We start from the raw sequence: 25,967 nt of genomic DNA on the forward strand, positions 1-25,967 counted from the left end.
GCGGGCGAGGCCTTCGCCACCGTACGCACCGACGGCGCGCCCGACGCGCCCGACGAGGAGGACTGGGTCTGATGCCCAGCGAGGCGTTCTCGGGCATGGACAAGGAAGGCGGCCGCATCGGCAGCGGCGTCCTCGGCAGCGGCCAGGGCGGCCTGACCCGATGTGCGGGCCGACGGGGCTGAGAACGCCCCGTCACCGGGCCGCTCCCCACGGCCGCCCGGCTTGCCCGGCACACCCCCTGCCGCAAGCGCCACCTTCCAACCGTCCGCCCGGGACCGCTTCCTGACGGTCCGTCCGCGAACAGGACCCACCACCATGGCACCGCACCAGGCACCCTCCCGCAGCAATCCCTCCCATCGGCACTCCCGCCCGAACGCCGGCCGGATCAGACGCTCGGCCGCGGCCGCCGCCGCCGGCCTGACCGCCGTCGCCCTGCTGTCGGCCTGCAGCTACGGCTCCAAGGCGGACAACAAGGCCGACACCGCGGCCACCGTGGGGAACTCCGCGTCCGGACCGAAGCTGTCCGCGGACACCGTGAAGATCGGCTACTTCGCCAACCTGACCCACGGCACCCCGCTGGTCGGCCTCCAGGAGGGCCTGTTCCAGAAGGAGTTGGGCGCCACCCAGGTCAAGACCCAGGTCTTCAACGCGGGCCCGGCGGAGATCGAGGCGCTCAACGCCGGATCGATCGACATCGGCTGGATCGGCCCCTCCCCGGCGATCAACGGCTACACCAAGTCCGACGGCAAGTCCCTGAAGATCATCGGCGGTTCGGCCTCCGGCGGGGTCAAGCTGGTGGTCAACCCGGACAGGATCAGCTCGCTGGACGACCTCAAGGGCAAGAAGATCGCCACCCCGCAGCTGGGCAACACCCAGGACGTGGCGCTGCTCAACTACCTGGCCGGCAAGGGCTTCAAGGTGGACGCGGCGTCCGGCGCCGGCGACGTCTCGGTGGTGCGCACCGACAACAAGGTCACCCCCGACGCCTACAAGCAGGGCTCCATCGACGGCGCCTGGGTGCCCGAGCCCACCGCCTCCAAGCTGGTCACCCTCGGCGCGAAGGTCCTGCTCAACGAGAAGGACGTCTGGCCGGACAAGAAGTTCGTGATCACCAACATCATCGTCTCGCAGAAGTTCCTCAAGGAGCACCCGGACGTGGTGGAGGCCGTGCTGCGCGGCTCGGTGAACACCAACGCCTTCATCCAGGCCAGCCCCTACAAGGCCAAGGCCGACGCCAACGCGGCGATCAAGAAGGAGACCGGCACCGCGCTGGAGCCGGCCGTCCTGGACCCGGCCTGGGCCGACATCGACTTCCTGGACGACCCGCTGGCGAACACCCTCCAGGCCGAGGCCGACCACGCCGTGACCGCCGGGCTCCTCAAGAAGCCCAACCTGAACGGCATCTACGACCTCACCCTGCTGAACAAGGTCCTCGCGGCCCAGGGCCAGCCGCCCGTGGCGGACGCCGGACTCGGCGCCAAGTAGTCCGTCCCCCGTAGGCCGTCGCCACGCAGCTCCGCGGTCCGGCCCCCGCCCGCCCGGTCGATCCCCGATCGATGCCCACCGGCCCGGGCGGGGGCCCGGACCCCGGCTCCGACCCGCAGCCCTCGCCAGCTTTGCCAGACCACTCACGCAGGAGGTGCCCGGATGACCCCGGCACTGACCACCTCGGCGGACGCCCCCGGCGCCGACGCCACCGGCGGCGCGCCCGCCGTCCGGATCTCGCACGTGCACAAGTCCTTCGGCCGCGCGGGCTCCCAGACCCACGTGCTGGACGACATCACCCTCGACGTCGCGCCCGGCGAGTTCGTCACCCTGCTCGGCGCCTCGGGCTGCGGCAAGTCCACCCTGCTCAACCTGGTCGCCGGCCTGGACAAGCCCAGCCGCGGCAGCATCGAGGTCCCCGGCGGCCGCCCCGCCCTGATGTTCCAGGAACACGCGCTGTTCCCCTGGCTCACCGCCGGGAAGAACATCGAGCTCGCCCTCAAGCTGGCCGGCGTGCCGCGCCCCGAGCGGCGCGCCGAGGCCGAGCGCCTGCTCGAACTCGTCCGCCTGAACGGCTCCTACGGCAAGCGGGTGCACGAGCTGTCCGGAGGCATGCGCCAGCGCGTCGCGATGGCCCGCGCCCTCGCCCAGGGCAGCAAGGTGCTGCTGATGGACGAGCCCTTCGCGGCCCTCGACGCCATCACCCGGGACGTCCTGCACGACGAGATCACCCGGATCTGGGCCGAGCGGCAGCTGTCCGTCCTGTTCGTCACCCACAACGTGCGCGAGGCGGTGCGGCTGGCCCAGCGCGTCGTCCTGCTCTCCTCCCGCCCCGGCCGGGTCGCCCGCGAGTGGCGGATCGACCTGCCGCAGCCGCGCCGCATCGAGTCCTCGGGCGTCGCCGACCTGTCCATCGAGATCACCGAAGAACTGCGTGGGGAGATCCGTCGCCATGGCCAGCACTGACACCGCTCCCGTCGTCCTGGACAAGGACGCCACCGGCGGCGCCTCCGACACCGCCGACGTCGGCGCCGGCCTGGACGCCCTCGACACCGTCACCGCCCAGCGCGGTTCGCTCGGCGAGGCGCTGCGCACCAAGGCGCTGCCGCCGCTGATCGGCGTGCTGGTGGTGCTCGCGCTCTGGCAGGGCGCGTACAGCCTGCACGTCACCTCCTCGTACAACCTGCCCAGCCCCGCGGACGTGTGGCGCTCCCTCCTGGACCTCTGGTACCAGGGCACGCTGTTCTCGATCATCTGGACCAGCGTGTGGCGCGGCCTGTCCGGCTTCGTGCTCGCGGTCATCATCGGCACCCCGATCGGCCTGGTCGTCGCCCGGGTCAAGCCGGTGCGCACGGCGATCGGCCCGGTGCTCCAGGGCCTCCAGTCGCTGCCCTCGGTCGCCTGGGTGCCGGCCGCCGTCATCTGGCTCGGCATCAACGACCAGATGATGTACACGGTGATCCTGCTCGGCGCCGTCCCGTCCATCGCCAACGGGCTGGTGGCCGGCATCGACCAGGTCCCGCCGCTGTTCCTGCGGGCCGGACGCACCATCGGCGCCACCGGCCTCACCGGCGCCCGGCACGTCCTCATCCCCGCCGCCCTGCCCGGCTACCTGGCCGGCCTCAAGCAGGGCTGGGCGTTCGCCTGGCGCTCCCTGATGGCCGCCGAGCTGGTCGCCTCCTCCCCCGACCTCGGCCGGGGCCTGGGCCGGTTCCTGGAGGACCAGCGCGAGTTCTCCGACATGTCCGGGGTGCTGCTCGGCATCATCCTCATCCTGTTCGTCGGCATCGCCATCGACCTGCTCGTCTTCACCCCGCTCGAGCGACGGGTGCTGCGCAACCGCGGCCTGCTGGCCTCCGGCAAGTGAGGCAGCCGCCGATGCCCGCCCTCCTGCTGATCGCCCACGGCAGCCGCGACCCGCGGCACGCCGCGACCGTGGCCGCGCTGGTCCGGGAGGTGCGGGCGCAGCGGCCCGCCCTGGAGGTCGCCACCGCCTACCTGGACCACTGCGCGCCGCGGATCCCCCAGATGGTCGGCCGGCTGGCGGACGCGGTGGCCGTCCCGCTGCTGCTCAACCGGGCCTTCCACGCCAAGCACGACATCCCCGCCGCCCTGCGCGCGGCCGGCGCCGGGCTGCCGGTCGCCGACGTGCTGGGCCCCTCCCCGCTGCTGCTCGCCGCCCTGGACCGCCGGCTGGCCGCGGCCGGGCTCGACGTCCGCTCGGCGGCGGTCCGCGCCGGTACGGGCGTGGTGCTGGCCGCGGCGGGCTCCTCCGACCCGGCCGCCGACGCGGCCACCCGCCGGGTGGCCGCCGAGTGGCGGCGCACCCGCGGCTGGGCCGCCGTCGAGGTCGCCTACGCCTCGGCGGCCGGCCCGCGGGTGCCCGACGCCCTCGCCGCCCTGCGCGCGGCCGGCGCGGGGCGGACGGCCGTCGCCCCGTACCTGCTGGCCCCGGGCCGGCTGCCGGACCGCATCGCGGCGGCCGCGGCGGGCGCGGACCTGGTCGCCGACGTCCTCGGCGCGGCCCCGGAGCTGGCCGCGCTGCTGCTGGAACGCTACGACCGGGCCCGCCGGGCGGCGACGGCCGTCACGGCGCTGAGCGCCTGAGCTCCTGAGCCGGGCCCGAGCCGGAGCCCGGCTCAGCGGGGTTCCGCTTCATCAGCCCGATGCACGTACGCGGCGATTTCGACCCCTTCCCAGTGCCGCGCCCGCTCGAACTGCCGACCGATCAGGGCCGCACGCTCCCGATGGTGGCGCGCCACGGCGGCGATGATCACGCTCACCGGCACGGTCCCGCCCGGGTCCACGACGGCGGCTTCGACCCATTCCCGGAGGAGGGCGCCCGGCTCGGTCACCCGCTCCCGCGCCCGTCGGCGCACCTCGTCCATCACCGGCTTGGGCAGCCGCAGCCAGGTGGTGATCATCACCGGCTCGCGGCCCGGCGGCTCGGCCGGCTCGGCGCTCATGATCTCCCCCTCGGTCGGTCCGTGCGTCCCGTCATGCTCGGCGATCGCCTCGAGCTCCGGATCGTCGGCCATCCGCCCCTCCCGTCGGGCCACCGGGTCTCTCCCGTCGCCTGGGCCGCAGCGTGCCAGCGGCCCGCACGCCGGACCAGCCGCACCCACTCGAACCGGTGACGGCGTACGGCAGCACCGAGGGCGCGCACGGCCGGTGCCGGGCGCGCCCTCGGGGTGGGGCCGGGTCAGACCCGGCGGAGGGTGAAGGTGTCCCCCGGGTGGCCGGCGTTCGCGTCGGCGAGGCCGCCGGAGAGCTGGTAGAGGGCGCCGCCGGGGCCGGTGGTGACGGCGGTGGGGGTGGCGTCGGCGGAGGGGTGGACGGCGGTGAGGCGGGCGGTGCGCCAGTGGTCGTCGGAGCGCAGTTCGACCTCGGCGTCGTGGCCCGCCCCGTAGAAGGCGTTGGTGACGCCCGCGAGGCTGCCGTCGGGGCGGGCGGAGATGCCGTCGAGGTGGAGCAGGGCGCCGCCGTCGGCGATCTCGACGCGGCGCAGGCCAGCCGGGTCCCGCAGTGGGAGCTGCCACAGGGTGCCGTCGTCCCACTTGCCGAGCAGGAGCCGGCCGTCGCGGTAGGCGATGCCGTTGAGGCCGTAGGCGCCGGGGGCGGGGGCGAGGCGGTCGTCGCGCAGCAGGACGGAGCCGGTGCCGTCCGGGTCGACCCGGTAGACGACGGGGGCGAAGGAGTCGGTGACGTAGGCGGTGCCGTCGGGGGCGACGGCGATGTCGTTGGCCAGGTGGCTGCCGCCGTCCGCGGCGACGGCGGCGAGGTCGGTGTAGTAGAGGCGGCGGCCGGTGTCCAGGTCGTAGGCGGCGATGCCGGCGAGCCGGCCGAGGGTGGCGGGGCCGCTGCGTTCGCCGATGCCGTTGTCGAGGTTGGTGACCAGGATCCGGCGGTGGGCCCGGTCGATCCGCAGGCCGGCGATCTCGGTGAGGGTGCCGGGGTCGTCGATCAGGGTGCGGACGCTGCCGTCGAGGGCGACGGCGGAGACGGTGCCGTGGCGCAGCGAGCCGACCAGGAAGCGGTGGTGGGCCTGGTCCCAGACGGCGGTCTCGGGCACCAGGGTGGGGGCGTGGCCGTTGATCACGGCCGGGGCGGGGCAGTGGGCGGCCGCGGCGGCGGGCAGCGTTCCGGCGCCGGCGAGCAGGGCGGCGGCCGCGAGGGTGGTCACGGCGCGGCGGACGGTACGGTTCCGACGGTTCATCAGGGAGGTTCCTCGGGGTGGCTTCCGGTGTCGTGATCAAGCTTCCATCGGGCGCCGGGGGCGGCGGCAGTGCGTGGCGATACTGGTAGTCGGACCACCAGGGGAAGGACGGGGGAGATGGACGAGTCGGAGGAGCGCCGCACGGAGCTGTCGGGTTTCCTGCGCAGCCGCCGGGCCCGGTTGACGCCGCAGCAGGTGGGTTTGGCGCCGGGGGTGCGGCGGCGCACGCCGGGGCTGCGGCGGGAGGAGTTGGCGCTGCTGGCCGGGGTGGGGGTGACCTGGTACACGTGGTTGGAGCAGGGGCGGGACATCCACCCGTCGCCGGAGGTGCTGGCGAGTCTGGCCCGGACGCTGCGGCTGGACCGGGCGGAGACGGCGTACCTGTTCCGGCTGGCGGGCAGCCACCCGATGGACGGGGAGGTGAGCGCGCCCGCGGAGGTCCCGGCGGCGCTGCTGCGGCTGATGCACGCGCAGTGGCCGGCGCCGGCCTGGGTGATGGACGCCAACTGGGACCTGCGGGCCTGGAATCCGGGCGCCGACGCGCTGTTCGGGCTGTCCGGGCGGCCGCCGCAGGAGTGCAACCTGGCCTGGGTGGTGTTCGGCAACGCCGCGCACCGCGACCGGGTGGAGCACTGGGAGGAGCACGCCCGGCGATTCCTGGCCCAGTTGCGCTCGGCCTACGCGGAGCGCGGCGGCGAGGCCACGGCGGTGGGCCGCCACCTGGGCCGGATGATCCAGCACGTGCGGGAGGAGTATCCGGAGGCGGACCGCTGGCTGGGCGAGCACCAGGTGGCGGAGCGTTCGGGCGCCGAGAAGGTGTTGCGGCACGAGGAGTTGGGCGAGCTTCGGATCGACCAGCACGTGCTGCTGGCCGCCGAGGGGCTGCAGTTGATCGTGATGTCGCCGCGGGACGCGCAGACGGCGGAGCGGCTGCGCCGGCTGGCCCCGACGGCGGCGAGCGTCTAGGGCGGCGGGCCTCCAGGGCGGCGGGCCCCTAGCCCGGAAAAAGGGTCCGCCGCCCGACGGGGGTGCGGGCGGCGGACCGGTTCAGGTGGCGGTCGGTCAGACCGGGAGGTTCCACTTCTGGTTGGCCGCGCCGTTGCAGTCCCAGATGCCGAGCTGGTTGCCGTTGGTGGTGGAGAAGCCGAGGTCGTCCAGGCAGCGGCCGGACTGCGGGTTGTACAGCGAGCCGTCGGAGCGGGCCTGCCACTGCTGGGCGCCGCTGCCGTTGCAGTCGTAGATCTGGACGGGGGTGCCGTTGGTGGTGCCGCCGCCGGAGACGTCCATGCACTTGCCGAGGGCGCGGACGGTGCCGTCGACGCCGATCCGCCACTTCTGCGCCAGGCTGCCGTTGCAGTCGTAGATCTGGACGGCGGTGCCGTTGCCGACGTTGGCGCCCCGCACGTCGGCGCACTTGCCGACGTAGCCGGTGATCTGGCCGGTCGGGCCGGCCGGCGGGGCGGCGCCGAGGATGACGCGCGGGAAGATGACGGTGTCGCCGGCCCCGCAGGACGCGATGACCCGGCCGTCGCCGATCCCGGTGCCGCCGATCGCCGGTCGGGAGAACTGCAGGGTGTGGTCGGCGTTCCAGTAGAAACAGCTGGCGGTGACCGTCCAGGCCTGCATCGGGTCGAGCCCGCTGCAGTTGCCGACCACGCTCCAGCCCACGGCGGAGGCGGTGCAGGCGGGGGCGGCCTGGGCGCTGGTGGCGGGTGCGGCCACGGCGGCGGCCCCTGCGAGCAGGGCGGTGGTGAGCAGAGCGGAGGTTCGGCGCATCGGGACGGTGGTCCTTCCGGGTCGGCGAATCACGTCAACTCAACAGCTGTCGACTCGTGGTGACTGTGCGACAGTTGTGTGGGCCGCGTAAAAGAATCGGGGGTGCGCGGTCGCCCGTCAAGCGCTGGTTCAACGCACGTTACGGCGGATTCACGCCAGCTGCCGACGTCCGCCCCGATCAGGCCGCGCGGGGGCCGTACGGGAACCGGGCTCGTTCCGGTCCGGAAAACGCCGCGGGCCCCGCGAAATCCCCCGGTGACAGGGGGGTTCGCGGGGCCCGCGGGAAGGCCGGTCGGGGCGCGGGGCCCCGGGGCGGTCAGTCGAACTTGCGGCGCTGGCGCCCGGTCCCGTAGTTGGCGCCGGACTGGGAGCCGCTGCCCGGCCGGGCCCGGCCGGAGGAGCGCCCGATGAACCCGGCGGCCTGCGGCCGCTCGCCCTGGGCGGCCCCGCCGACGCGCTGCTTGGGGCGCGGGCGGCGCGGGTTGCCGTTCATGTCGACGTCGGCAGGCAGCCCGGAGCGCTTGGCGGGGCGGCGGCGCGCGTTGCCCGACTTGCCGGCGGCCTTGCCGTCGGCGGAGCCGGCCTGGGCCGCGGGCTGGGCGGTGGCCGGGACGGCCAGGGCGACCGCGACACCGCTGGGGGTGCGGGCGCCGGTGATCCGGGCCAGGTCGGCGTCGCCGGGGCGGATCTTGGTGACGGTCGGGCGGATCCCGGCGACCGTCATCAGCCGGTTGACCTCGCGGCGCTGCTCGGGCAGCACCAGGGTGACGACCGTGCCGGACTCGCCGGCCCGGGCGGTGCGGCCGCCGCGGTGCAGGTAGTCCTTGTGGTCGATCGGCGGGTCGACGTTGACGACCAGGTCCAGGCCGTCGATGTGGATGCCGCGGGCGGCCACGTTGGTGGCGATCAGCGCGGTGACCTCGCCCTCGCGGAACTGGTCCAGGACCCGGTTGCGCTGCGGCTGGGACTTGCCGCCGTGCAGGGCGGCGGCCATCACGCCGGTGGCGCGCAGCTGCTTGGCGAGCCGGTCGGCGCCGTGCTTGGTGTGCACGAACATGATCACCCGGCCGTCGCGGGAGGCGATGTGCGCGGTGGCGGAGGCCTTGTCGGTGGGCTCCAGCTGCAGGACGTGGTGGTCCATGGTGGTGACCGCGCCGGCCGAGGGGTCGACCGAGTGGGTGACCGGGTCGGTCAGGAAGCGCTTGACCAGCCGGTCCACGTTGCGGTCCAGGGTGGCGGAGAACAGCATCCGCTGCCCGCCCTCGGCGACCTGCTCCAGCAGCCGGCTGACCTGCGGGAGGAAGCCCATGTCGGCCATCTGGTCGGCCTCGTCGAGGACCGTGATGGCGACGTCGGACAGGTTGACGTCACCGCGCCCGATCAGGTCGTCCAGTCGGCCGGGGGTGGCGACCAGGACCTCGGTGCCGCGGCGCACCGCGTTGGCCTGCCGGCTGATGCCCATGCCGCCGACGACGGTGGTGATCCGCAGGTTGACGGCGGTGGCGTACGGGGTGAGCGCCTCGGTGACCTGCTGGGCGAGCTCGCGGGTGGGCACCAGGACGAGCGCCAGCGGGTGCCGGGAGTCGGCGCGGCGGCCGGCCGTGCGGGCGAGCAGCGGCAGGCCGAAGGCCAGGGTCTTGCCGGAGCCGGTGCGGCCGCGGCCGAGGACGTCGCGCCCGGCGATCGAGTCGGGCAGGGTGGCGGCCTGGATCGGGAACGGCTCGGTGACGCCCTCGCGGGTGAGCGCGGACAGGAGCGCCTTGGGCATCTCGAGCTCGGCGAAGGTGGCCGCCGGGGGCCGGGCCGGGGTGCCCTCGACGACGGTGAAGTCGGCGGCCTCCGGGACGGCGGTGCGGCCGGTCTTCGGGGCGCCGGTGCGGCCCCGCGGCTTGCGGGCGCGGTCGGCGCCCTCGCCGGTGCGGCGGGCGCGCTCGGGGTTGTCGCCGGTGCGGCGGGGGCGGCCGGTGCGGCCTTCGGCCGTACGGTCGGCCGAGCGCGCGGCGGAACGGTCGGTGGTGCGGTCGCCACGGTCGCGGGGCGTGCGGGCAGGGGTGGTCACGGATTCTCCGTCAGTCGGTCGGCAGCCCGCGCTCGCGGACTGGTCGGCCGTCTGGGTGGAGTGCGCCGCCCCGGCCGTACGGCGGCATGAACAGGGGCCCGCACCGTTGCCGGTGCGGGCCCCTGCCTCACGGGATCACAGGATCACGTGTCAGCGTAGAGGCTGAACGTCAGGCGATGACCTGGATGTTCTCGCCCTGCGGGCCCTTCTGGCCCTGGGTGACGTCGAACTCCACACGCTGGCCCTCGACGAGCTCGCGGAAGCCGTTGGCCTGGATGTTCGAGTAGTGGGCGAAGACGTCCGGGCCGCCGCCGTCCTGCTCGATGAAGCCGAAGCCCTTTTCGCTGTTGAACCACTTCACGGTGCCGGTAGCCATAACCGTCTCCTCATACTTGGGGCATCAGGGATTCACACCTCGTGAATCCCCAAGTAGCCGCGATCCCCATCCGGAGACTGAAACACCGGACAAAACAAATGCGCCTGTTGGTTGGAACCAGCAGGCGCACACAAGCGTTCATGGGAACCAAAACTGCAACTGACTCGACTGTAGCACGGCGACACCCCGATTGACCGGGCACTTTTCTGCTGAACAGATCACGTTTGGCCGCCTTGCAAACAGGGGACGGCGCCCCGCCGGAGCGGGGCGCCGTCTGCTGTCGGACCCGTGGCCGGGCCCCCGGGTCAGTGCCGGCCGGCCGGCTCCGGCAGGCCGTGGGTGCCGGCCAGCGGGGCGTGGCCCTCACCGGGACGGGCGTCACCGCCGTGGCCGGGCCACCAGGCCTTCTGGCCGAGCAGGGCCGTGATGGACGGGGTGAAGAACATCGCCATCACGAAGGCCGCCAGCACGATGCCGAAGGCCAGCGCGAAGCCGAGCTCCATGAAGAGCACGTTGCCCGCGAGCATGAAGGTCCCGAACGAGGCCGCCAGGATGAAGCCGGCCGCCGCGACGGTCGGACCGCCGTGCTTGATGGCCTCGCGGGCCGCCTCGCGCGGGCTGCGGCCCTCGCGGGCCTCCTCCCGCAGACGGGCGATGATCAGGATGTTGTAGTCGGTGCCGATCGCCACCACGAAGAGGTAGATGAAGATCGGCAGCATGAACATCAGCCCCGCCTCACCCTTGATGTTCTGGAACAGCAGGGTGGTGGCGCCGAGGGTGGCGCCGAAGCCGAGGCCGACCGAGGCCATCAGGTACCAGGGCGCGACGATGCTGCGCAGCTGCAGGCCCAGGATGATCATGATCAGCAGGGCCGCGATCGGGAAGACCAGCGAGTAGTCGTGGACCATCGCGGCGTTGATGTCCTTGAAGATGGACGTCATGCCGCCGACCAGGGCCTTGCTGTCGGCCGGGGCCGCGGCGTGCGCGGCGTCGCGCAGCTTCACCACGGTGTCGATCGCCTCGTTGGTGGCCGGGGCGTCCTTCAGCTCCACCGAGAAGTCGGCGGTGGTGCCGTCCTTGCTGATGCCGCGCTCCGCGGTGGGCATGACCACGTTGGCCACCCCGGCGACCCCGCCGAGCTTGTCGCCGAAGGCCTTGAAGTCGCCCTCGTTCAGCTTGGCGCCGTTGGTGCTGGTGAGGAAGACGTGGCTCGGGTCGGTGGCACCGGCCGAGAACGCGTTCATCAGCTTGTCCTGGACGACCATCGACTCCTTGTCCTTGGGCATGGAGCTGCCCGCGAGGTCGTAGGTGCCGGTGTAGTTGACGCCGGCCAGGGCCAGGACGAGCAGCAGGCCGCCGGAGACCAGGGCGACCAGGCCGGGCTTCTTGCCGGTCATCCGGCCGAGCGCGGCGAAGCGGGCGTTCTGGGGCTCCTGCATCCACTTGCGGCCGGGCCAGAACACGGCCCGGGAGGGGATCACGGCGAGCACGGCCGGGGCCAGGGTGAGCATGACGGCCGCGGTGGCGAGGACGGCGATGGCCAGGGCCGGGCCGAGCGCGGTGAACATGCCGAGGCTGGAGAGGATCAGCACCGCGAAGGCGACGGCGACGGCGCCGGCGGCCGAGGCGATCGCCTCGCCGACCCGGCCGACCGCGTTGGCCACGGCCTGCTTGCGGTCGTCACCGGCCCGCAGCCGCTCCCGGTAGCGGAACGCCAGGAAAAGGAAGTAGTCGGTGCCGACGCCGAGCACCACGATGATCAGGATCGCCGAGGTCATCGGCGTGGTCTGCAGGTCGAACGCCTTGACCGCGTCGTTGATCAGGCCCTTGGCGACCGGCATCGCGACCACCAGCGAGAGCAGCACCGGCAGGAGACCGGCCAGGATGCTGCGGAAGATGATGCCGACGATCAGGATGACCAGCACCAGGCCGCCGAGCAGCACGATCGAGTCGGTCGAGCCCGAGGACTCCTTCTGGTCCAGCTGGCTCGCCGCGTCACCGCCGACCTGGAACTTCAGCCCGGTGCCCTCGGCGAGCTTGGTGCCGTCCTCGCGCAGCTTCTTGGCCGCCTCGGCGAACTGCGGGTCCTGCTGCTTGCTCTGGTCCATGGCGACCTGGGACAGCGCGTACTTGCCGTCCTTGGACTTCGACTGCTCCAGGACCGGCAGGACCTGCTGGACCAGCGGGATCTGCGCGTCCGTCAGGCCCTTGACGACCTTGTCCATCGAGGCCTGGTCGTCCTTGGTCAGCTGACCGCCGTCGGTGCGCTCGAAGAGCAGCAGGGCGGACGGCGTGAAGCTGGACGGGAAGGCCCGCCCCTGGAGCTCCGCGGCCTGGATCGACTCGTAATGAGTGGGCAGGAACTTCGACTGGTCGGTCTGGTCGACGACCTTCGCGGCGCTGATGGACACGATGACCGCTCCGACGAGCCATGCGGCGATCACCCACCAAGCGCGGCGAACGACGAATTGTCCTAGTCGGTGGAACATGCTCGATGCCTCCTGGGCATGGTTCACCGCAGCCCTTGGGGGACGGGACGCTGGGCGACGGCAGGACCGGACCGGGGACGCGCGCTGGCGCCCCCTAGCCGGTCGGCAGGTAAGTAGGTCTGGGCGTCATCCTACGAGTACGTGCTCGCCGTGCGGCAAGGAGCCCCCGTGTTCCAACCCCCGTACGGGGCCGCCCCGAACGGCCCCGACCCAGTGTCTCCCGGCCGCAGCCCCCTCTGCCTCGTGCTCCGGGTGGAGACTTCTCCCCCTCAGGGTGGAGTCCACCCCCTACCTCCGAGGAGGAGGACTAAGGGTCCGGGGGTGGGGATAACCCCACCTCACCCCCCGGAGCGGGACCGGGGGCGCGCCCGCCCGCGGCCCGGATCTGCGCCCAACTGCCAGCCCCTCTCTACCAGTTGAGCTACTGTCGGGAAACCCTCCGACGGCCCCGCCGCCCGCGCGCCGCCCGGTGCGCCATGATGATCACCGTCCGGGGTCCCCCGGATGAACGACGGCGGAACGGAGCCCAGCCATGATCCCCTTCGACGAGGGCCGCGCCCGGCTGCTGCTCGCCGGCGCCTGCGCGAGCGCCGGACTGCCCGCCCCGGACGGGGCCCGACTGCTCGCCCTCGGCGAGAACGCCGTCTTCGACCTCGGCGACCCGGCCGTGGTCGCCAAGGTCGGCCGCGGCCCCGAACTGTACGACCGGGCGCAGCGCGAACTGACCGTCGCGCACTGGCTCGCCGGGCAGGGCGTCCCGGTGGTCCGCCCGTACGAGGCGGTGGCGGCCGGGCCGCAGCGGGCGCACGGGCACCCGGTCACCTTCTGGCACCGGCTCGCCCCCGCCGTCCGCCCGGCCCGCCCGGCCGACCTCGCCCCGCTGCTGCGCGCCCTGCACGCGCTGCCGCTGCCGCCGTTCCCGCTCGGCGGGCGCGACCTGCTGGCGCCGGTGGAGCGCTGGCTGGCCTCCGCCGAGGGGCAGGTCGACCCGGCGGACGTCGCCTTCCTGCGCGGGCGCCGGGACGACTTCGCGGCCGCCCTGCCGGGTCTGGCGCCGGACCTGGCCCCCGGGGTGATCCACGGCGACGCGCTGCCGCGCAACGTCCACGTGGGCCCGGACGGGCCGGTGCTGCTGGACCTGGAGACCTTCTCCCAGGACCTGCGGGAGCACGACCTGGTGGTCCTCGCGCTCGCCCACGACCGCTACGGCGTGCCCGAGGACGACTACCGGGCGTTCACCGAGGCGTACGGCCGGGACGTGCGCGACTGGTCCGGCTTCACGGTCCTGCGCGGGGCCCGGGAGACCGCAAGCGCCTCCTGGGTCGCCCAGCAGGCGGCCGGGAGCCCGGCGGCACTGGCGGAGTTCCGGCGCCGGGTGGACTCGCTCCGGGAGGGGGCCACCGGGGTGCGCTGGTACCCGTTCTGACGGCACCACTACCCCCTCCGACCGGCGGACGCCAAACCCCTCGGATGTGAGAAGACTCTTAAGCCGCAACGGTCCGGCGCGCAACCGGGACACGTACGATCGGCGTCCTATCACACAGTCATCCTGACCGAGGGATCGGCCCCCTTCTTGCCCCTCAGGAGCCGCCGCCATGCACCGGACCCCCACCCGTCGCAGCCCCCTCCCCCCGACCCGTGAGGCCACCGGCCGCCGACGGCTGATCGCGGGCTGCATCGCGGTGGCCGCCCTCCTGGGCCTGACCGCGTGCGGCACCGCCAGCGGGGCCCTGCAGCCCACCGCGACCGCCAGCGCCCCCACGCAGCAGCAGCCGACCGGCACCGGGGCCGCCACCATCGCCCCCACCCCCGGCTCGGACGCCGCCGGCTCCGGCCCGGCCGCCCGGCCGGCCGCCACCACGCCGCGCACCCCCGCCGGGTCGACCACCACCGGGTCGGCCACCACCGGGTCGGCCACCACCGGCGGGGCCCAGGGGCAGAGCCAGAGCCAGGCCCCGGCCACCGGCACGCCCGCCGCGCCGCCCGCGCACCCCGGGCCCGCCACCAAGGTGATCGGCTCCACCGCCTCCGGCGGCCGCACGGTCGCCCTCACCTTCGACGACGGCCCCGGCCCGGCCACCGGCCAGATCCTCGACCTGCTCGCCCAGTACCACGTCAAGGCCACCTTCTGCGAGATCGGCCAGAACGCCGCCGCCAACCCGGCCCTGGTCAAGCGGGTGCTGGCCGAGGGCCACCGGCTGTGCGACCACAGCGTCCACCACCCGCAGCCCTTCGAGAAGCTCCCGCACGACAAGGCGGTGTACGAGATCTCCGCCGCCCGCGACATGATCGTCAAGGCCGGCGGGCCCGGCACCCGGATCAGCTGGTTCCGCGCCCCGGGCGGCGGCTTCAACGCCGACAACGAGCACATCGCCGCCGGCCTCGGGATGGACTCGCTCGGCTGGTCCGTCGACCCCCGCGACTGGTCCCGCCCGGGCGTGCCCGCGATCGTCTCCACCGTGCAGAGCCAGCTCAAGCCCGGCGGGGTGATCCTGATGCACGACGGCGGCGGCGACCGCAGCCAGACCGTGGCCGCGCTCAAGCAGCTGCTGCCCTGGCTCGTCACCCAGGGGTACACCTTCGACTTCCCGGCCGCGTAGGGGTGTTGGGCGGCAGGTGGCGGGCCGGGCCGTAGGCTGGGGCGCCGTGACCGACCCCGCACCCGACCCCGCCGACCTCGTCGCCGCCGTCCCCGGCCTGGCCCGCTACCTGCGGCCGGCCACCCTGCTGCACCCGTACGCCGCCCCGCCCGGCGCCGACCTGCCGCTCGCCGACCCGCCCGGCAGCCGGATCGGCGGCCCGGCGCTGTGGCCGGTCGGCGAACCCTGGCCGCACTGCACCGCGCGGCACCCCGAGGAGGAGGACGGCTTCCCCCGTAGGGAGCCCGGACTCCCCGCCCCCGCGACGGCGTTGGTCCCGCTCGCCCGGATCCGCGCCCAGGACGCCCCGCACCTGCCCTGGCCGGCGGCCACCGACCTGCTCCAGGTGCTCTGGTGCCCCAACGACCACGACGACATCCAGGGCGAGCGCTACTACTACGGCCCCGCCGTCGAACTCCACTGGCAGCGCGCCGCCGAGCTCGCCCCCGCCACTCCCCCGGCGCCCCGGCACAGCGCCGAGCCGTACCTGCCGCAGCCGTGCGCGCTGCGCCCCGAGCAGGTCCTCGACCTGCCCGACCGGGACGAGCTGCCCGGGGAACTCGCCCGCGCCGTCGCGGAGTTCGCCGAGCGGCAGGGCCTGGAGTACGAGCGGGACCACGGCCGCGCGGACGGCTGGAAGCTGGGCGGCTGGCCGTCCTGGCACTGCACCGACCTGATCCCGGTCGACTGCCGCTGCGGGGCCCGGATGACGCTGCTGCTCACGGTGGAGAGCGGCGACGACCCCGGCCTGTCGATGGGTCGGCACGGCGAACTGCACGTGTTCGTCTGCCCGGTGGACCTGGCGCACCCGGTGGGTCTGGACATCCAGGGCTGAGGCCTCAGTCGAGGCGCAGCCGGTAGACCTGGCGGGAGCCGCCCTCCGGTCCGGGCCCGGCGGGCTCGGCCGGGGTGAAGCCCAGCCGCTCGTAGAACACCCGGGCGCCGCTGGTCACCGCCCCGGGGTGGTCCGGGCCGAAGGTGACCACCTCGACGGTGGCCGGGGCGCGGACGTGCCGGCGCAGCGCGTCCTCGACCAGCGCCCGGCCCTCGCCGGTGCCCCGGGCGCGCTCGGCGACCACCAGCCAGTGCAGATGGTGCGGCCCGTCCTGGGCGGGGCCGAACAGCAGGCCGCCGAGCAGGCCCCGGTCGTCCTCCGCGACGGTCGCGTTGCCCCGGGCGACGGACTTCTCCACCGCGCGGTGGAAGCCGGGCTCGGCCACCATCGGGCCGAACCAGTGCTCGACCTCGGCGGCGAGGGCGAGGAAGCCGGGCAGGTCCTCGGGTCGGGCCGGGCGCACCCGGTGGGCGGGCCCGGTCGACCCGTCGGGCCCGGTCATCCGGTCGCGGCCGGCCGGTCGGCCGCCCTGTCCGCCGCGTCCACGTCGTCCTCGCCGTCCACGTCGTCCACGCCGGACGGTCTGGACGGCCAGCGCGGGTCGACCACGGCCTGCGGGTCCTTGCCGCGGCGCAGCCAGGCCTGGAGGCCTTCGGCCCACTCCCGGTACCAGCCGATCTGGCGCCGGTGCAGTTCGGCCGGTGCCACCTCCCCGACCTCGGCCGGGTAGCGCCCGGCCAAGGCGACGGCGACCCGTACGGCGGCCAGCGCGTCGCTGCCCGCCTCGTGGGCGTCCGTCAGCTCCACCCCGTACACCTCGCACACCCGCTGCAGGGTGCGTGAGCCCTTGCGGTACTTGTCGACGGCCCGGTCGATCACCAGCGCGTCCAGCACCGGGCCGACCGGGGCGCCGAGGCGCTCGGCGAGCGTGGGCAGGCCGTAGCGGCGCAGCTCGGCGTCGAGCAGCGAGAGGTCGAAGGGCGCGTTGAAGGCGACCACCGGCCGTCCGTCCGCTATCCGCGCGCAGAGCGCCGCGGCTATCTCCTCGACCGCCTCCTTGGCCTGTCGCCCCCTGCTGCGTGCCAGGGCGTCCCCGATCCCGTGGATCGCCTCCGCCTCGGCGGGGATCGGCACGCCGGGATCGAGCAGCCAGTTGGCCGCCTCCACCCGGACGGCGCCGACCGTGTCCACGAGCGCGGCCGTGACGATGCGGTCCACGGCCGGGTCGGTGCCCGTGGTCTCCAGGTCGAAGCCGACCAGTGGCTGCTGCCACCAGCTCATCAGGTGTGTCCTTCCGTCCTCCGGCGAAACAGCCCCCATCATCACCCGCCCCACCGACAACCCGACCGGCAGGGGAGCCGGTGCGGGCGGTCGCGGGCGGGCGGTCGGGGTCGGGGCGCCGCGTCGGGAGGCCGGCTGCGGGCGCCGACGGAGGGTTCAACTCCGCTTCCCTGAAGCCTCGTTGGGCGACCCGCCGGTCAGGGCGCGAGGAGGGTGCGGCCGAGCCAGTCGGTGCTGTCGCGGGCGCCGGGGAGGACGTAGAAGTAGCCGCCGCCGGTGGGGCGGAGGTGGCGGGCGAGGGGTTCGGTGTCGAGGCGGGCCTGGACGGCCTCGAACTGGCGCCGGACGTCCTGCTGGTAGCAGCAGAAGGCGAGGCCGAGGTCGGGTTCGCCGTCGGGGCCGAGGCCGCGGTCGAAGTTGAAGCCGCGGCGCAGGATGCGGCTGGGCCCGGCGGCGTCGGTGCGGGGGTTGGCGCGGCGGATGTGGGAGTCGAGGGGGATGACGGCGCCGTCGGGGTCGTGGGTGTAGTCGGGGATGTCGGTCTCGACGGCGGCGCCGAGCGGGGCGCCGTCGCCCTTGCGGCGGCCGATCGTCCGCTCCTGCTGGTGCAGCGGCACCTCGTCCCAGCCCGCGGCCAGGATGCGGATGGCGCGGACGACCTGGTAGCTGCCGCCGGCGGCCCAGGCGGGTTCGTCGCCGCCGTCGCCGACCCAGACCAGTTCGTCCATCTGCCGGGAGGATCCGGTGTCGGGGTTCTGGATGCCGTCCTTGAAGCCGAGCAGGTTGCGGGCCGAGCCGGTGGGGCGGGGGCGGTTCTGGAAGCCGTCGAGCTGCCAGCGGGGCCCGGCCAGGCCCTTGGTGGCGCGCAGCAGGTCGCGGACGGCGTGCTGGACGGTGTCGCGGCTCTCGGCGCAGATCTGGAGGCAGAGGTCGCCGTGGCATTCGGCGGGGCGCAGGGCGTCGACGGGGAAGGCGGGCATGGCGGTGAGGCGGCGGGGGCACCGGTCGGTGAGGCCGTAGCGGGTGTCGAAGAGCGAGGCGCCGACGGAGACGGTGACGGTGAGGTCGTCGGCGGGCAGGACGGGGCCGAGGGTGCCGCTGTCGGCGGGGGCGGCGTCCGGGCCGGGGTCGGGCGGGGTGCCGCCGGTGGTGAGGAAGCGGATCCGGTCGGTGAGGGTGCGCAGCAGGGTTTCCAGGGCGGCGCGGTCGCGGGCGGTGACGTCGAGGGCGAGGAAGGTGGCGTAGCCGGGGGGCGGGTTGAGGATGCCGGCCTGGTGGACGCCGTGGAACTCGATCCGTCCGCCCGGTGTGCGGGCGGCCGCGGACGGCACGGGCAGGGCGACGAGGGCGGTGGAGGCGCCGAGGGCGGTGCGCAGCAGGCCGCGGCGGGTGGCGTGGGGGTGTTCGGAGCCGGTCGGGTGCGGGCTGTCGATCATGGGATCGGACGCTACGGCGGCTCGGCCCCGGCGCGCTGACGAGCACGCCGGGGCCGAATAGTCCTATCGAATGATTACTAGTGGGTCACCAGCCGTACGGGCTACCCCGGGCGCCACCGGCCCCCGGGCGTACCAGGCCTGGTGGGCCTACCGGGCCGCCGCCCGTCCACTCAGCGCGAGCCGGCTGGACAGCACGCTGGACGCCACCGCGAGCGCCAGGCAGAGCCCCGCGCCCCCGCCCAGCGGCAGCCAGGGCAGCCGCAGCGCGACGCTCGCCTGCCCGGCCAGGATGCGGTGGTTGAGCAGGGCCGTGGTGCCGTACTGGGTCAGCGCGGTGACGGCGAGGGCGAGCGCGGTGGCGGTGGCCACCACCAGGACGGCCTCCAGCGCGACCATCTGCAGCACCTGGCGGCGCACCGTCCCGGCCAGCCGCAGCACGGTGAAGTCGCGGCGCCGGTCGGCGACGCTCATCACCATGGTGTTGACGATGGCGATCAGCGCGTAGAGCAGGGCCGGGCCGAGGATGGTGGTGGTGGCGATCCAGGCGTAGTGGGCGTTCGGGTCGGGCCCCGGGGCCTGGGCGTCGGTGAGGACGCCGCCGAGCCGGTCGGCGGGTTCGGCGCTGAGGTGGACGGCGCCGGGGCGGGCGCCGGCCAGGTGGCCGCTGACGGCGTCGCCGCTGAGCAGGACCTCGTCCAGGCCGAGCTGGGTGCGGTAGACCAGGGCGAGCCGCAGGCCGGTGACGGTGCCGTCGGCCAGGCGCAGGTTGACCTGGTCGCCGAGCTTCCAGCCGTGGCCGCGGACCTGGTCGGTGGAGGCGGCGAGGGTGGCGCCGTGCAGGTCGGCGGCGGAGCCCTCGACGGCGGGCAGGGTCCAGGCGGTGGCGAGGTCGCCGTCCACGACGGTGGCGGCGGACGGAGCGCTGGCGGGCGAGTCCTCGCTGTGGTCGTCGAAGGCGGGCCGCTCGGCGCCGAGGCCCATCACCACGGTGGAGGTGGTCGCGGTGGCGTGCAGGCCGGCCTGGCCGGCGGTGAGCCGCCGGGCGGCGTCGGCGGGCAGCGGGGCGGCGCCGGGGCGCAGCACGTACCGGGCCGCCGCGGTGGCCCTGGCCTGGGCGGTCATGGCGTCGGCGAAGGCGGCGGTGGAGCCGACGGCGGTACCGGCGAGCGCGATGGTGAGGAAGGCCGGGGTGGCGGTGGAGACGGTGCGGCGCACCGCGGTGAGCGCGTTCTGCCGGGCGAGCAGCGGGGCGGCGGCGGTGAGCCGGGCCAGCGGGGCGCTGAGCAGCCGGACCAGCAGCGGCACGACGACGGGCGCGAACAGGGCGATGGTGGTGATGGCGGCCAGGTCGGCGCCCATCACCCACTGGGAGGCCAGCTGGGGGTCGTCCGGCTGGTCGCCGGGGGCGGGCGGCATGCTGGACGCCGCCAGGTAGAAGCCGACGGTGCCGACGAAGCCGACCAGCCCGAGCACGGCGAAGGCCCAGCGCGGCCCGGTCATGACCGCGCGGTCGACGGCGGCGTCGCCGAGCGCCTCCACGGCCCGCACCCGCCCGGCCCGGACGGCGGCGGCGACGGCCCCGAGCAGGGCGACCGCCAGGCCGACGGCGGCGGCCAGCAGCATCGGCCCGACGGCGGGCCGGGCGGTGAACCCCTCGGGGGCGGCGCCGCGGGCCACCAGCCAGGCGGCGAGCGCGGGCGCGCCGGGCAGCGAGAGCAGGCAGCCGCTGACCGCGGAGACGAGGGCGACGACGACGGCCTCGCCGGTGATCAGCTGGACGATCTGGCGGGGCGTCGCGCCGACGGCGCGCAGCATCGCGATCTCCTGGCGGCGCTGGGCGACCGCGAAGGCGAAGGTGCCGGCGACGACGAAGACGGCGACGAAGGCGGCCATCGCCGAGGTGAACTGGAGCACCTTGTGCAGCGAGGGGGCGCCGAGCGGGGAGTCGTCCCCGGCGGTGTCGTTGAGCAGGCTGCCGGTGGTGGCGACCAGGGTGACGCCCAGGGTGAGGGCGACGTAGGAGCCGGCGAAGGCGGCCTTGCGGCGGCGCAGGCTCGCGGCGGCCACGGGCAGCAGGGTGCCGAGCGAAGTCATGCCGCCGTCCCCGTCGTCTCCAGGGCGGTCATCCGCTCGGCGACCTGCTGGGCGCTCGGGTGGGGCAGGTCGTCGACGATCCGGCCGTCGGCCAGGAAGAGCACGCGGTCGGCGTAGGAGGCGGCGACCGGGTCGTGGGTGACCATGACGGTGCTCTGGCCCTCGCGGTCGACCAGGTCGCGCAGCAGGGCGAGCACATCGCGGCTGCTGGAGCTGTCGAGGGCGCCGGTGGGCTCGTCGGCGAACAGCATCCGGGGCTTGGTGATCAGGGCGCGCGCGATGGCGACGCGCTGCTGCTGCCCGCCGGACAGCTGGGAGGGCAGGTGGCCGGCCCGCTCGGCGAGGCCGACCTGGGCGAGCGCGGCCCGGACCTCGGCCCGGTCGGGGCGGCGCCCGGCCAGGCGCAGCGGCAGGCCGACGTTCTGCTCGGCGGTGAGCGAGCCGACCAGGTTGAACGCCTGGAACACGAAGCCGAGTTGCTGCCGGCGCAGGACGGTCAGCTGGGTCTCGCCCAGGCGGGCGAGGTCGGTGCCGTCCAGCACGACCCGGCCGCCGTCGGGGCGGTCCAGGCCGGCGCTGCACTGCAGCAGGGTGCTCTTGCCGGAGCCGGAGGGGCCCATGACGGCGGTGAACGTGCCGCGGTCGAAGGTGACGTCCACCCCCCTGAGCGCCCGCACGGCCTCCGGGCCGGTGCCGTAGGTGCGGTGTACGTCTTCGAGGCGCAGTACGGCCCCGTCATCCCCCGTGATCTTCACGGGGGCTACACCTACCACGGTCACACCCGCCCTGACCAGGGGTGATGGGCGAATCGTTACGGCACGGGAAGGACCCCGGTCAGCCGCCGGGCCTCGGCGCGGACGTCGGCGTCCAACCGCTCCGGGGTGGCCCCGGGGGCCGGGCGGTGCATGGTGACGTCGATCGGGTCCTCGTGGACGACCGTGAAGCCGTGCCGTTCGTACAGCCGTTGGGCGGCGCTGCCCGAGAGGACGACCAGGCGGACGGGCTCGCCCGCGGCGTCGGCCTCGGCGAGGAGGTGGCGCAGGACGGCGGTGCCGAGGCCGCGGCCCTGGAGGCGGGGGGCCAGGTAGAACAGCTCCAGGTGGCGGCCGCCCTGCTCGTCGGGGCGGATCGTGACGGAGCCCGCGAAGGCGCCCTCGACCAGCAGCACCGAGGTGTACCGGGTGGAGAAGGACTTCCGCACGCGTTCCCGGGAGCGGTCCGGGTCCCAGCGCCCGAGGCGTTCCAGGTCGGCGCGCATGACCTGGGCCTTGAGCTCGACGATGGCTTCGAGGTCCTTGGGCCCGGCGGGTTCCAGGGTCCAGGCGGGGAGGCTGTTCACGGCGCGCAGTGTTCCACCGGCGGCGCCGCCCTGACCAGCGGATATCTCAGGATGCGGAACGTCACGACACGTTCCGGGAGTCGGCCCAGACCCCCTCGAACTCCTCGCGGTAGACCTCCAGCAGCCCCGGCTCGGTGCCGCCCGGCTGCTGACCGGCGCCGCCGCGCAGGATCAGCGCCGGGGACTCCATGCCGCGCGAGCGGCGCAGGTAGGGCTGGATGACGCCGAGGTCGCGGCCGCCCCGGCGGCCGGCCACCGGACCGGTGGGGCGGGGGCCCTCGACCAGGTAGGCGGTGAAGCGCGGGGTCTCGTCGAAGACCCGGATCTCGAAGCCGCCCTGGTCCCGCAGCCGGGCCCGGACCCGGCGCACGTGCATGATGTTCATCTCGATCGAGCGGGACAACTCGCCCCGGGAGAGCCCGAGTTCGCGTTCCCGGCGGCGGGTGGCGCTGCTCGCCGGGTTGAGGAACAGCAGCCGGACCCGGCAGCCCTCGCCGGCCAGGCGGACCAGGCGCTTGCCGGTGTAGTTCTGGCAGAGCATGCCGAGGCCGATGCCGAGCGCGTCCAGGCGCCGGGCGCCGTCGAGCAGGTCCTCGACCGGCAGGTCGCGCTGCAGCCGGACCCGGTCGGCGTGCACGGCGACCACGTCGGCGTAGCGTCCGGCGACCAGCGACTCCACCACGTCGGCGGGCACCCCGCCCGCGCCGCCGTCGAGGACGGCGAGCAGCCGGGCCGCGGCGCGCTCGGTCTGGGCCAGCACGGTCTGGGTGAGCACCCGGTTGCGGGAGACCACGTGCCGGGCCACTTCCAGTTCGTCCAGGGCGAGTTCGATCTCGCGCCGGTCGGCGAGGTAGGGCTCGAAGCAGGGCCAGTGCTGGACCATCAGCTCGCGCAGCTGGGGCAGGGTGAGGAAGACCAGCGGGTCGTCGTCGGCGGGGTCGAGGAGGTAGCCCTTGCGGCGGCTGACCTCGCGCACGGCGCCGGCCCGGTGGGCCCACTCCTCGCCGGCCGGGCCGGCCGCGGCGGTGACCCAGTCCTCGCCGTGGGCGGGGGCGTAGATGGGGTGCAGCACCTCGTCGACCAGGGAGCGCAGCCGCTGTTCGACCAGGTTGAGCCAGACGTAGGCGCGGCCGGACAGCCGGACCCGCTGGTAGGACTCCTCCCACTCGCCGGCCGACCAGGCGAGCGCGGGGACCTCCACCGGGCCGCCCTGGGCCGGGACGAGGGCGCGGCCGGTCATGGTGGGGCGCATGACGACCGTGGGCGCCTCGCTGCGGGCGCCGCCCCGGTCGGGGCCGTCGGGCCCGGAGCCACGGCCGCCAGCGGGGAACACCATGCGCCACCTCATCTGCGGCTGACCCCCGCGGGCGCGGGGACCGTTGACGGGCCGTTGACTAGCACCGGTCGGCCGGGGCGGCCGGACGATCAAGGGTACTGCCCGCCGCGAGCCGCCCGCAGCCGGTTGGACGACGGGCCCGCGCGCATCATCGGCCCCACTCTTCACACGAATGCCCGCCGGACACCCGTTCGGACCAACCCCGGCGGTACCTCCCGGCTGCCGGGGAAGGCCTCGGGGAGTATCTCGGGGAGTGCGCGGGCTGTGCCGTGCGTCACGGACCCTCGGGCCGCACATGCCCGGCCGCCCGGCCGGGAAGAGAGCGTCCGGGTCCGGACAGCCGGTCGGCCGAGTGCCGGACTACACGTCAGTTTCCGTATGCCACAAGGAAGTTGAGGACTCATGCAGGTCTGGCCCGGAAAGCCCTACCCGCTCGGCGCCACCTACGACGGGGCCGGCACCAACTTCGCGGTGTTCTCGGAGAGTGCCGACCGGATCGAACTGTGCCTGATCGCCGAGGACGGCTCGGAGACCGCCGTCGAACTGCGCGAGACGGACGCCTTCGTCCGGCACGCCTACCTCCCGGGCGTCCAGCCCGGCCAGCGCTACGGCTTCCGGGTGCACGGCCCGTACAACCCGGGCCTGGGCCAGCGGCACAACAGCGCCAAACTGCTGCTGGACCCGTACGCCAAGGCGATGAGCGGCCACATCGACTGGGACGAGTCCGTCTACGGCTACCACTTCGGCGCGCCCGAGCGCCGCAACGACCTGGACTCCGCCCCGCACACCATGCACTCGGTGGTCATCAACCCGTACTTCGACTGGGGCACCGACCACCCGCCGCGCACCGACTACCACCGCACCGTCATCTACGAGGCCCACGTCAAGGGCCTCACCAGACTGCACCCGGGCATCCCCGAGGAGATCCGCGGCAGCTACGCCGGCCTGGCCCACCCGGCGGTGATCGAGCACCTGGCCAAGCTCGGCGTCACCGCGATCGAGCTGATGCCGGTGCACCAGTTCGTCCGCGACCACCGGCTGCGCGACCTCGGCCTGGCCAACTACTGGGGCTACAACACCATCGGCTTCTTCGCCCCGCACTCCTCCTACTCCTCCACCGGCGACCGCGGCCAGCAGGTGCAGGAGTTCAAGTCGATGGTCAAGGCGCTGCACGCGGCCGGGATCGAGGTGATCCTGGACGTCGTCTACAACCACACCGCCGAGGGCAACCACCTCGGGCCGACGCTGTCGCTGCGCGGCCTGGACAACGTCTCCTACTACCGCCTCGCCCGGGACCAGCGCTTCTACGAGGACACCACCGGCACCGGCAACAGCCTGCTGATGCGCAGCCCCCACGTGCTCCAGCTGATCATGGACTCGCTGCGCTACTGGGTCACCGAGATGCACGTGGACGGCTTCCGCTTCGACCTCGCCGCCACCCTGGCCCGGCAGTTCCACGAGGTCGACCGGCTGTCCTCGTTCTTCGACCTGGTCCAGCAGGACCCGGTGGTCTCCCAGGCCAAGCTGATCGCCGAGCCCTGGGACCTCGGCGAGGGCGGCTACCAGGTCGGCAACTTCCCGCCGCTGTGGACGGAGTGGAACGGCATGTACCGGGACACCGTGCGCGACCTGTGGCGCGGCGAGAACGCCGCCCTCGCCGAGTTCGGCTCCCGGCTCACCGGCTCCTCCGACCTCTACCAGGACGACGGCCGCCGCCCGATCGCCTCCATCAACTTCGTCACCTGCCACGACGGCTTCACCCTGCGCGACCTGGTCTCCTACAACGAGAAGCACAACGAGGCCAACGGCGAGGACAACCGGGACGGCGAGTCCTTCAACCGCTCCTGGAACTGCGGCACCGAGGGCCCCGGCGCCGACCCGGCCGTCGAGGAGCTGCGAGCACGCCAGCAGCGCAACTTCATCGCCACCCTGATGCTCTCCCAGGGCGTGCCGATGCTCTCGCACGGCGACGAGCTCGGCCGCACCCAGGAGGGCAACAACAACGCCTACTGCCAGGACAACGAACTCGCCTGGGTGCACTGGCCGGAGGGCGACGGCCCGGCCGCCCGGCTGCTGGAGTTCACCCAGGGGATGATCTGGCTGCGCCGCGACCACCCGGTGTTCCGCCGGCGCCGGTTCTTCCACGGGCGGCCGGTCTCCGGACGGCCCGGCACGGCCGCCCCCGCCCCGAACGGCTACGACGACCTCACCGACATCGCCTGGTTCACCCCCGCCGGGGAGGAGATGACCAAGCGCAACTGGGGCGCCAGCTACGCCAAGTCGCTGACCGTCTTCCTCAACGGCTACGCCATCTCCGAACCGGACCGGCGCGGCGGGCGGATCGTCGACGACTCCTTCCTGCTGATGTTCAACGCCCACTTCGAGCCGCTGGAGTTCACCGTCCCCGCCGACCACGGGCAGGAGTGGCAGGTCGTGGTCGACACCGCGCAGCCCCGGCTGCCCGCCCCCGGCACCGGGGCGCGGGTCAAGGCCGGGGACGCGCTGTGGCTCACCGACCGCTCGCTGATGGTGCTGCAACGACCCGCATAGGGATCTTGCGATCACCTGTTCGGATCAGCTGCGGGTCTTGGCGGCGGGCCCGGCCG

General features: G+C 74.3%; 22 protein-coding genes. 9 read left to right on the plus strand and 13 right to left on the minus strand.

The window, feature by feature from the left end; translation table 11 throughout:
• Positions 1–315 precede the first annotated feature (315 nt).
• The 4 genes from ACFVXG_RS42735 to ACFVXG_RS42750 all read left to right on the plus strand — a co-directional run bounded on the left by ACFVXG_RS42735 (position 316) and on the right by ACFVXG_RS42750 (position 4,092).
• A complete protein-coding gene (locus ACFVXG_RS42735) occupies positions 316–1,485 on the plus strand; it encodes an aliphatic sulfonate ABC transporter substrate-binding protein (protein ID WP_387935906.1) in 1,170 nt (389 codons plus the stop codon).
• Positions 1,486–1,647: 162 nt separating this feature from the next.
• Positions 1,648–2,451 carry an ABC transporter ATP-binding protein gene (locus ACFVXG_RS42740; protein WP_387935907.1) on the plus strand — a complete coding sequence of 268 codons (804 nt, stop codon included), beginning with the start codon at positions 1,648–1,650 and terminating at the stop codon, positions 2,449–2,451.
• A complete protein-coding gene (locus tag ACFVXG_RS42745) occupies positions 2,438–3,352 on the plus strand; it encodes an ABC transporter permease (protein WP_387935908.1) in 915 nt (304 codons plus the stop codon). Before ACFVXG_RS42740 ends, ACFVXG_RS42745 begins: the two co-directional genes overlap by 14 nt.
• An 11-nt stretch (positions 3,353–3,363) precedes the next feature.
• Positions 3,364–4,092: a sirohydrochlorin chelatase gene (locus tag ACFVXG_RS42750; RefSeq protein ID WP_387935909.1), complete on the plus strand. Its 729-nt coding sequence runs from the start codon at positions 3,364–3,366 to the stop codon at positions 4,090–4,092.
• A 32-nt stretch (positions 4,093–4,124) separates the two neighbouring features.
• Here the strand turns inward: ACFVXG_RS42750 and ACFVXG_RS42755 are convergent, their stop codons facing one another.
• Both ACFVXG_RS42755 and ACFVXG_RS42760 read right to left on the minus strand, forming a co-directional pair.
• Positions 4,125–4,523, minus strand: coding sequence for a hypothetical protein (locus ACFVXG_RS42755; RefSeq protein WP_387935910.1), 399 nt, complete (start codon positions 4,521–4,523; stop codon positions 4,125–4,127).
• Positions 4,524–4,687: 164 nt separating this feature from the next.
• The gene (locus tag ACFVXG_RS42760; protein WP_387935911.1) at positions 4,688–5,701 is read right to left on the minus strand and encodes a hypothetical protein; all 1,014 of its coding nucleotides are present in this window, start codon (positions 5,699–5,701) and stop codon (positions 4,688–4,690) included.
• A 117-nt stretch (positions 5,702–5,818) separates the two neighbouring features.
• Here ACFVXG_RS42760 and ACFVXG_RS42765 point away from each other — a divergent pair, with 117 nt between their 5' ends.
• Positions 5,819–6,667: a helix-turn-helix transcriptional regulator gene (locus ACFVXG_RS42765; RefSeq protein WP_387935912.1), complete on the plus strand. Its 849-nt coding sequence runs from the start codon at positions 5,819–5,821 to the stop codon at positions 6,665–6,667.
• A 96-nt stretch (positions 6,668–6,763) separates the two neighbouring features.
• Here the strand turns inward: ACFVXG_RS42765 and ACFVXG_RS42770 are convergent, their stop codons facing one another.
• From ACFVXG_RS42770 to ACFVXG_RS42785, 4 genes are all read right to left on the minus strand, one after another.
• Positions 6,764–7,477 (minus strand): ricin-type beta-trefoil lectin domain protein, encoded by a 714-nt coding sequence (locus ACFVXG_RS42770; protein ID WP_387935913.1) that lies wholly within the window; start codon positions 7,475–7,477, stop codon positions 6,764–6,766.
• A gap of 316 nt (positions 7,478–7,793) precedes the next feature.
• Positions 7,794–9,536, minus strand: a complete 1,743-nt coding sequence (locus ACFVXG_RS42775) for a DEAD/DEAH box helicase (RefSeq protein WP_387935914.1) — start codon at positions 9,534–9,536, stop codon at positions 7,794–7,796.
• Between the two features lie 169 nt (positions 9,537–9,705).
• Positions 9,706–9,912 carry a cold-shock protein gene (locus ACFVXG_RS42780; RefSeq protein ID WP_196949043.1) on the minus strand — a complete coding sequence of 69 codons (207 nt, stop codon included), beginning with the start codon at positions 9,910–9,912 and terminating at the stop codon, positions 9,706–9,708.
• 305 nt (positions 9,913–10,217) lie between these two features.
• Positions 10,218–12,323 (minus strand): MMPL family transporter, encoded by a 2,106-nt coding sequence (locus tag ACFVXG_RS42785; protein WP_387935915.1) that lies wholly within the window; start codon positions 12,321–12,323, stop codon positions 10,218–10,220.
• Positions 12,324–12,933: 610 nt separating this feature from the next.
• Between ACFVXG_RS42785 and ACFVXG_RS42790 the strand changes: the two genes are divergently transcribed.
• The 3 genes from ACFVXG_RS42790 (at position 12,934) to ACFVXG_RS42800 (ending at position 15,875) form a co-directional block, all read left to right on the plus strand.
• Positions 12,934–13,827 carry a phosphotransferase enzyme family protein gene (locus tag ACFVXG_RS42790; protein WP_387935916.1) on the plus strand — a complete coding sequence of 298 codons (894 nt, stop codon included), beginning with the start codon at positions 12,934–12,936 and terminating at the stop codon, positions 13,825–13,827.
• 169 nt (positions 13,828–13,996) lie between these two features.
• A complete protein-coding gene (locus ACFVXG_RS42795) occupies positions 13,997–15,001 on the plus strand; it encodes a polysaccharide deacetylase family protein (protein ID WP_387935917.1) in 1,005 nt (334 codons plus the stop codon).
• Between the two features lie 46 nt (positions 15,002–15,047).
• A complete protein-coding gene (locus tag ACFVXG_RS42800) occupies positions 15,048–15,875 on the plus strand; it encodes a DUF1963 domain-containing protein (RefSeq protein ID WP_387935918.1) in 828 nt (275 codons plus the stop codon).
• 4 nt (positions 15,876–15,879) lie between these two features.
• Here ACFVXG_RS42800 and ACFVXG_RS42805 read toward each other — a convergent pair whose 3' ends face one another.
• From ACFVXG_RS42805 to ACFVXG_RS42835, 7 genes are all read right to left on the minus strand, one after another.
• Positions 15,880–16,377, minus strand: coding sequence for a GNAT family N-acetyltransferase (locus ACFVXG_RS42805; protein WP_387935919.1), 498 nt, complete (start codon positions 16,375–16,377; stop codon positions 15,880–15,882).
• Entirely contained in the window at positions 16,374–17,156 is a 783-nt protein-coding gene (locus ACFVXG_RS42810; RefSeq protein ID WP_387935920.1) for an exonuclease domain-containing protein, read from the minus strand. The genes ACFVXG_RS42805 and ACFVXG_RS42810 overlap by 4 nt, the downstream gene beginning before the upstream one ends.
• 197 nt (positions 17,157–17,353) lie before the next feature.
• Positions 17,354–18,592: a Dyp-type peroxidase gene (locus ACFVXG_RS42815; RefSeq protein WP_387935921.1), complete on the minus strand. Its 1,239-nt coding sequence runs from the start codon at positions 18,590–18,592 to the stop codon at positions 17,354–17,356.
• 147 nt (positions 18,593–18,739) lie between these two features.
• Complete coding sequence (locus ACFVXG_RS42820) at positions 18,740–20,686, minus strand: FtsX-like permease family protein (protein WP_387935922.1); 1,947 nt, start codon at positions 20,684–20,686, stop codon at positions 18,740–18,742.
• Positions 20,683–21,435 (minus strand): ABC transporter ATP-binding protein, encoded by a 753-nt coding sequence (locus ACFVXG_RS42825; protein ID WP_387935960.1) that lies wholly within the window; start codon positions 21,433–21,435, stop codon positions 20,683–20,685. The genes ACFVXG_RS42820 and ACFVXG_RS42825 overlap by 4 nt, the downstream gene beginning before the upstream one ends.
• A gap of 62 nt (positions 21,436–21,497) precedes the next feature.
• Positions 21,498–22,025, minus strand: coding sequence for a GNAT family N-acetyltransferase (locus ACFVXG_RS42830; protein WP_387935923.1), 528 nt, complete (start codon positions 22,023–22,025; stop codon positions 21,498–21,500).
• A 61-nt stretch (positions 22,026–22,086) separates the two neighbouring features.
• The gene (locus tag ACFVXG_RS42835) at positions 22,087–23,361 is read right to left on the minus strand and encodes an SAV2148 family HEPN domain-containing protein (protein WP_387935924.1); all 1,275 of its coding nucleotides are present in this window, start codon (positions 23,359–23,361) and stop codon (positions 22,087–22,089) included.
• 402 nt (positions 23,362–23,763) lie between these two features.
• Here ACFVXG_RS42835 and glgX point away from each other — a divergent pair, with 402 nt between their 5' ends.
• The gene (gene glgX / locus ACFVXG_RS42840; RefSeq protein WP_387935925.1) at positions 23,764–25,911 is read left to right on the plus strand and encodes a glycogen debranching protein GlgX; all 2,148 of its coding nucleotides are present in this window, start codon (positions 23,764–23,766) and stop codon (positions 25,909–25,911) included.
• Positions 25,912–25,967: the final 56 nt, after the last annotated feature.

It is taken from the genome of Kitasatospora sp. NPDC058162, from assembly GCF_042884005.1.
Taxonomy (GTDB): domain Bacteria; phylum Actinomycetota; class Actinomycetes; order Streptomycetales; family Streptomycetaceae; genus Kitasatospora.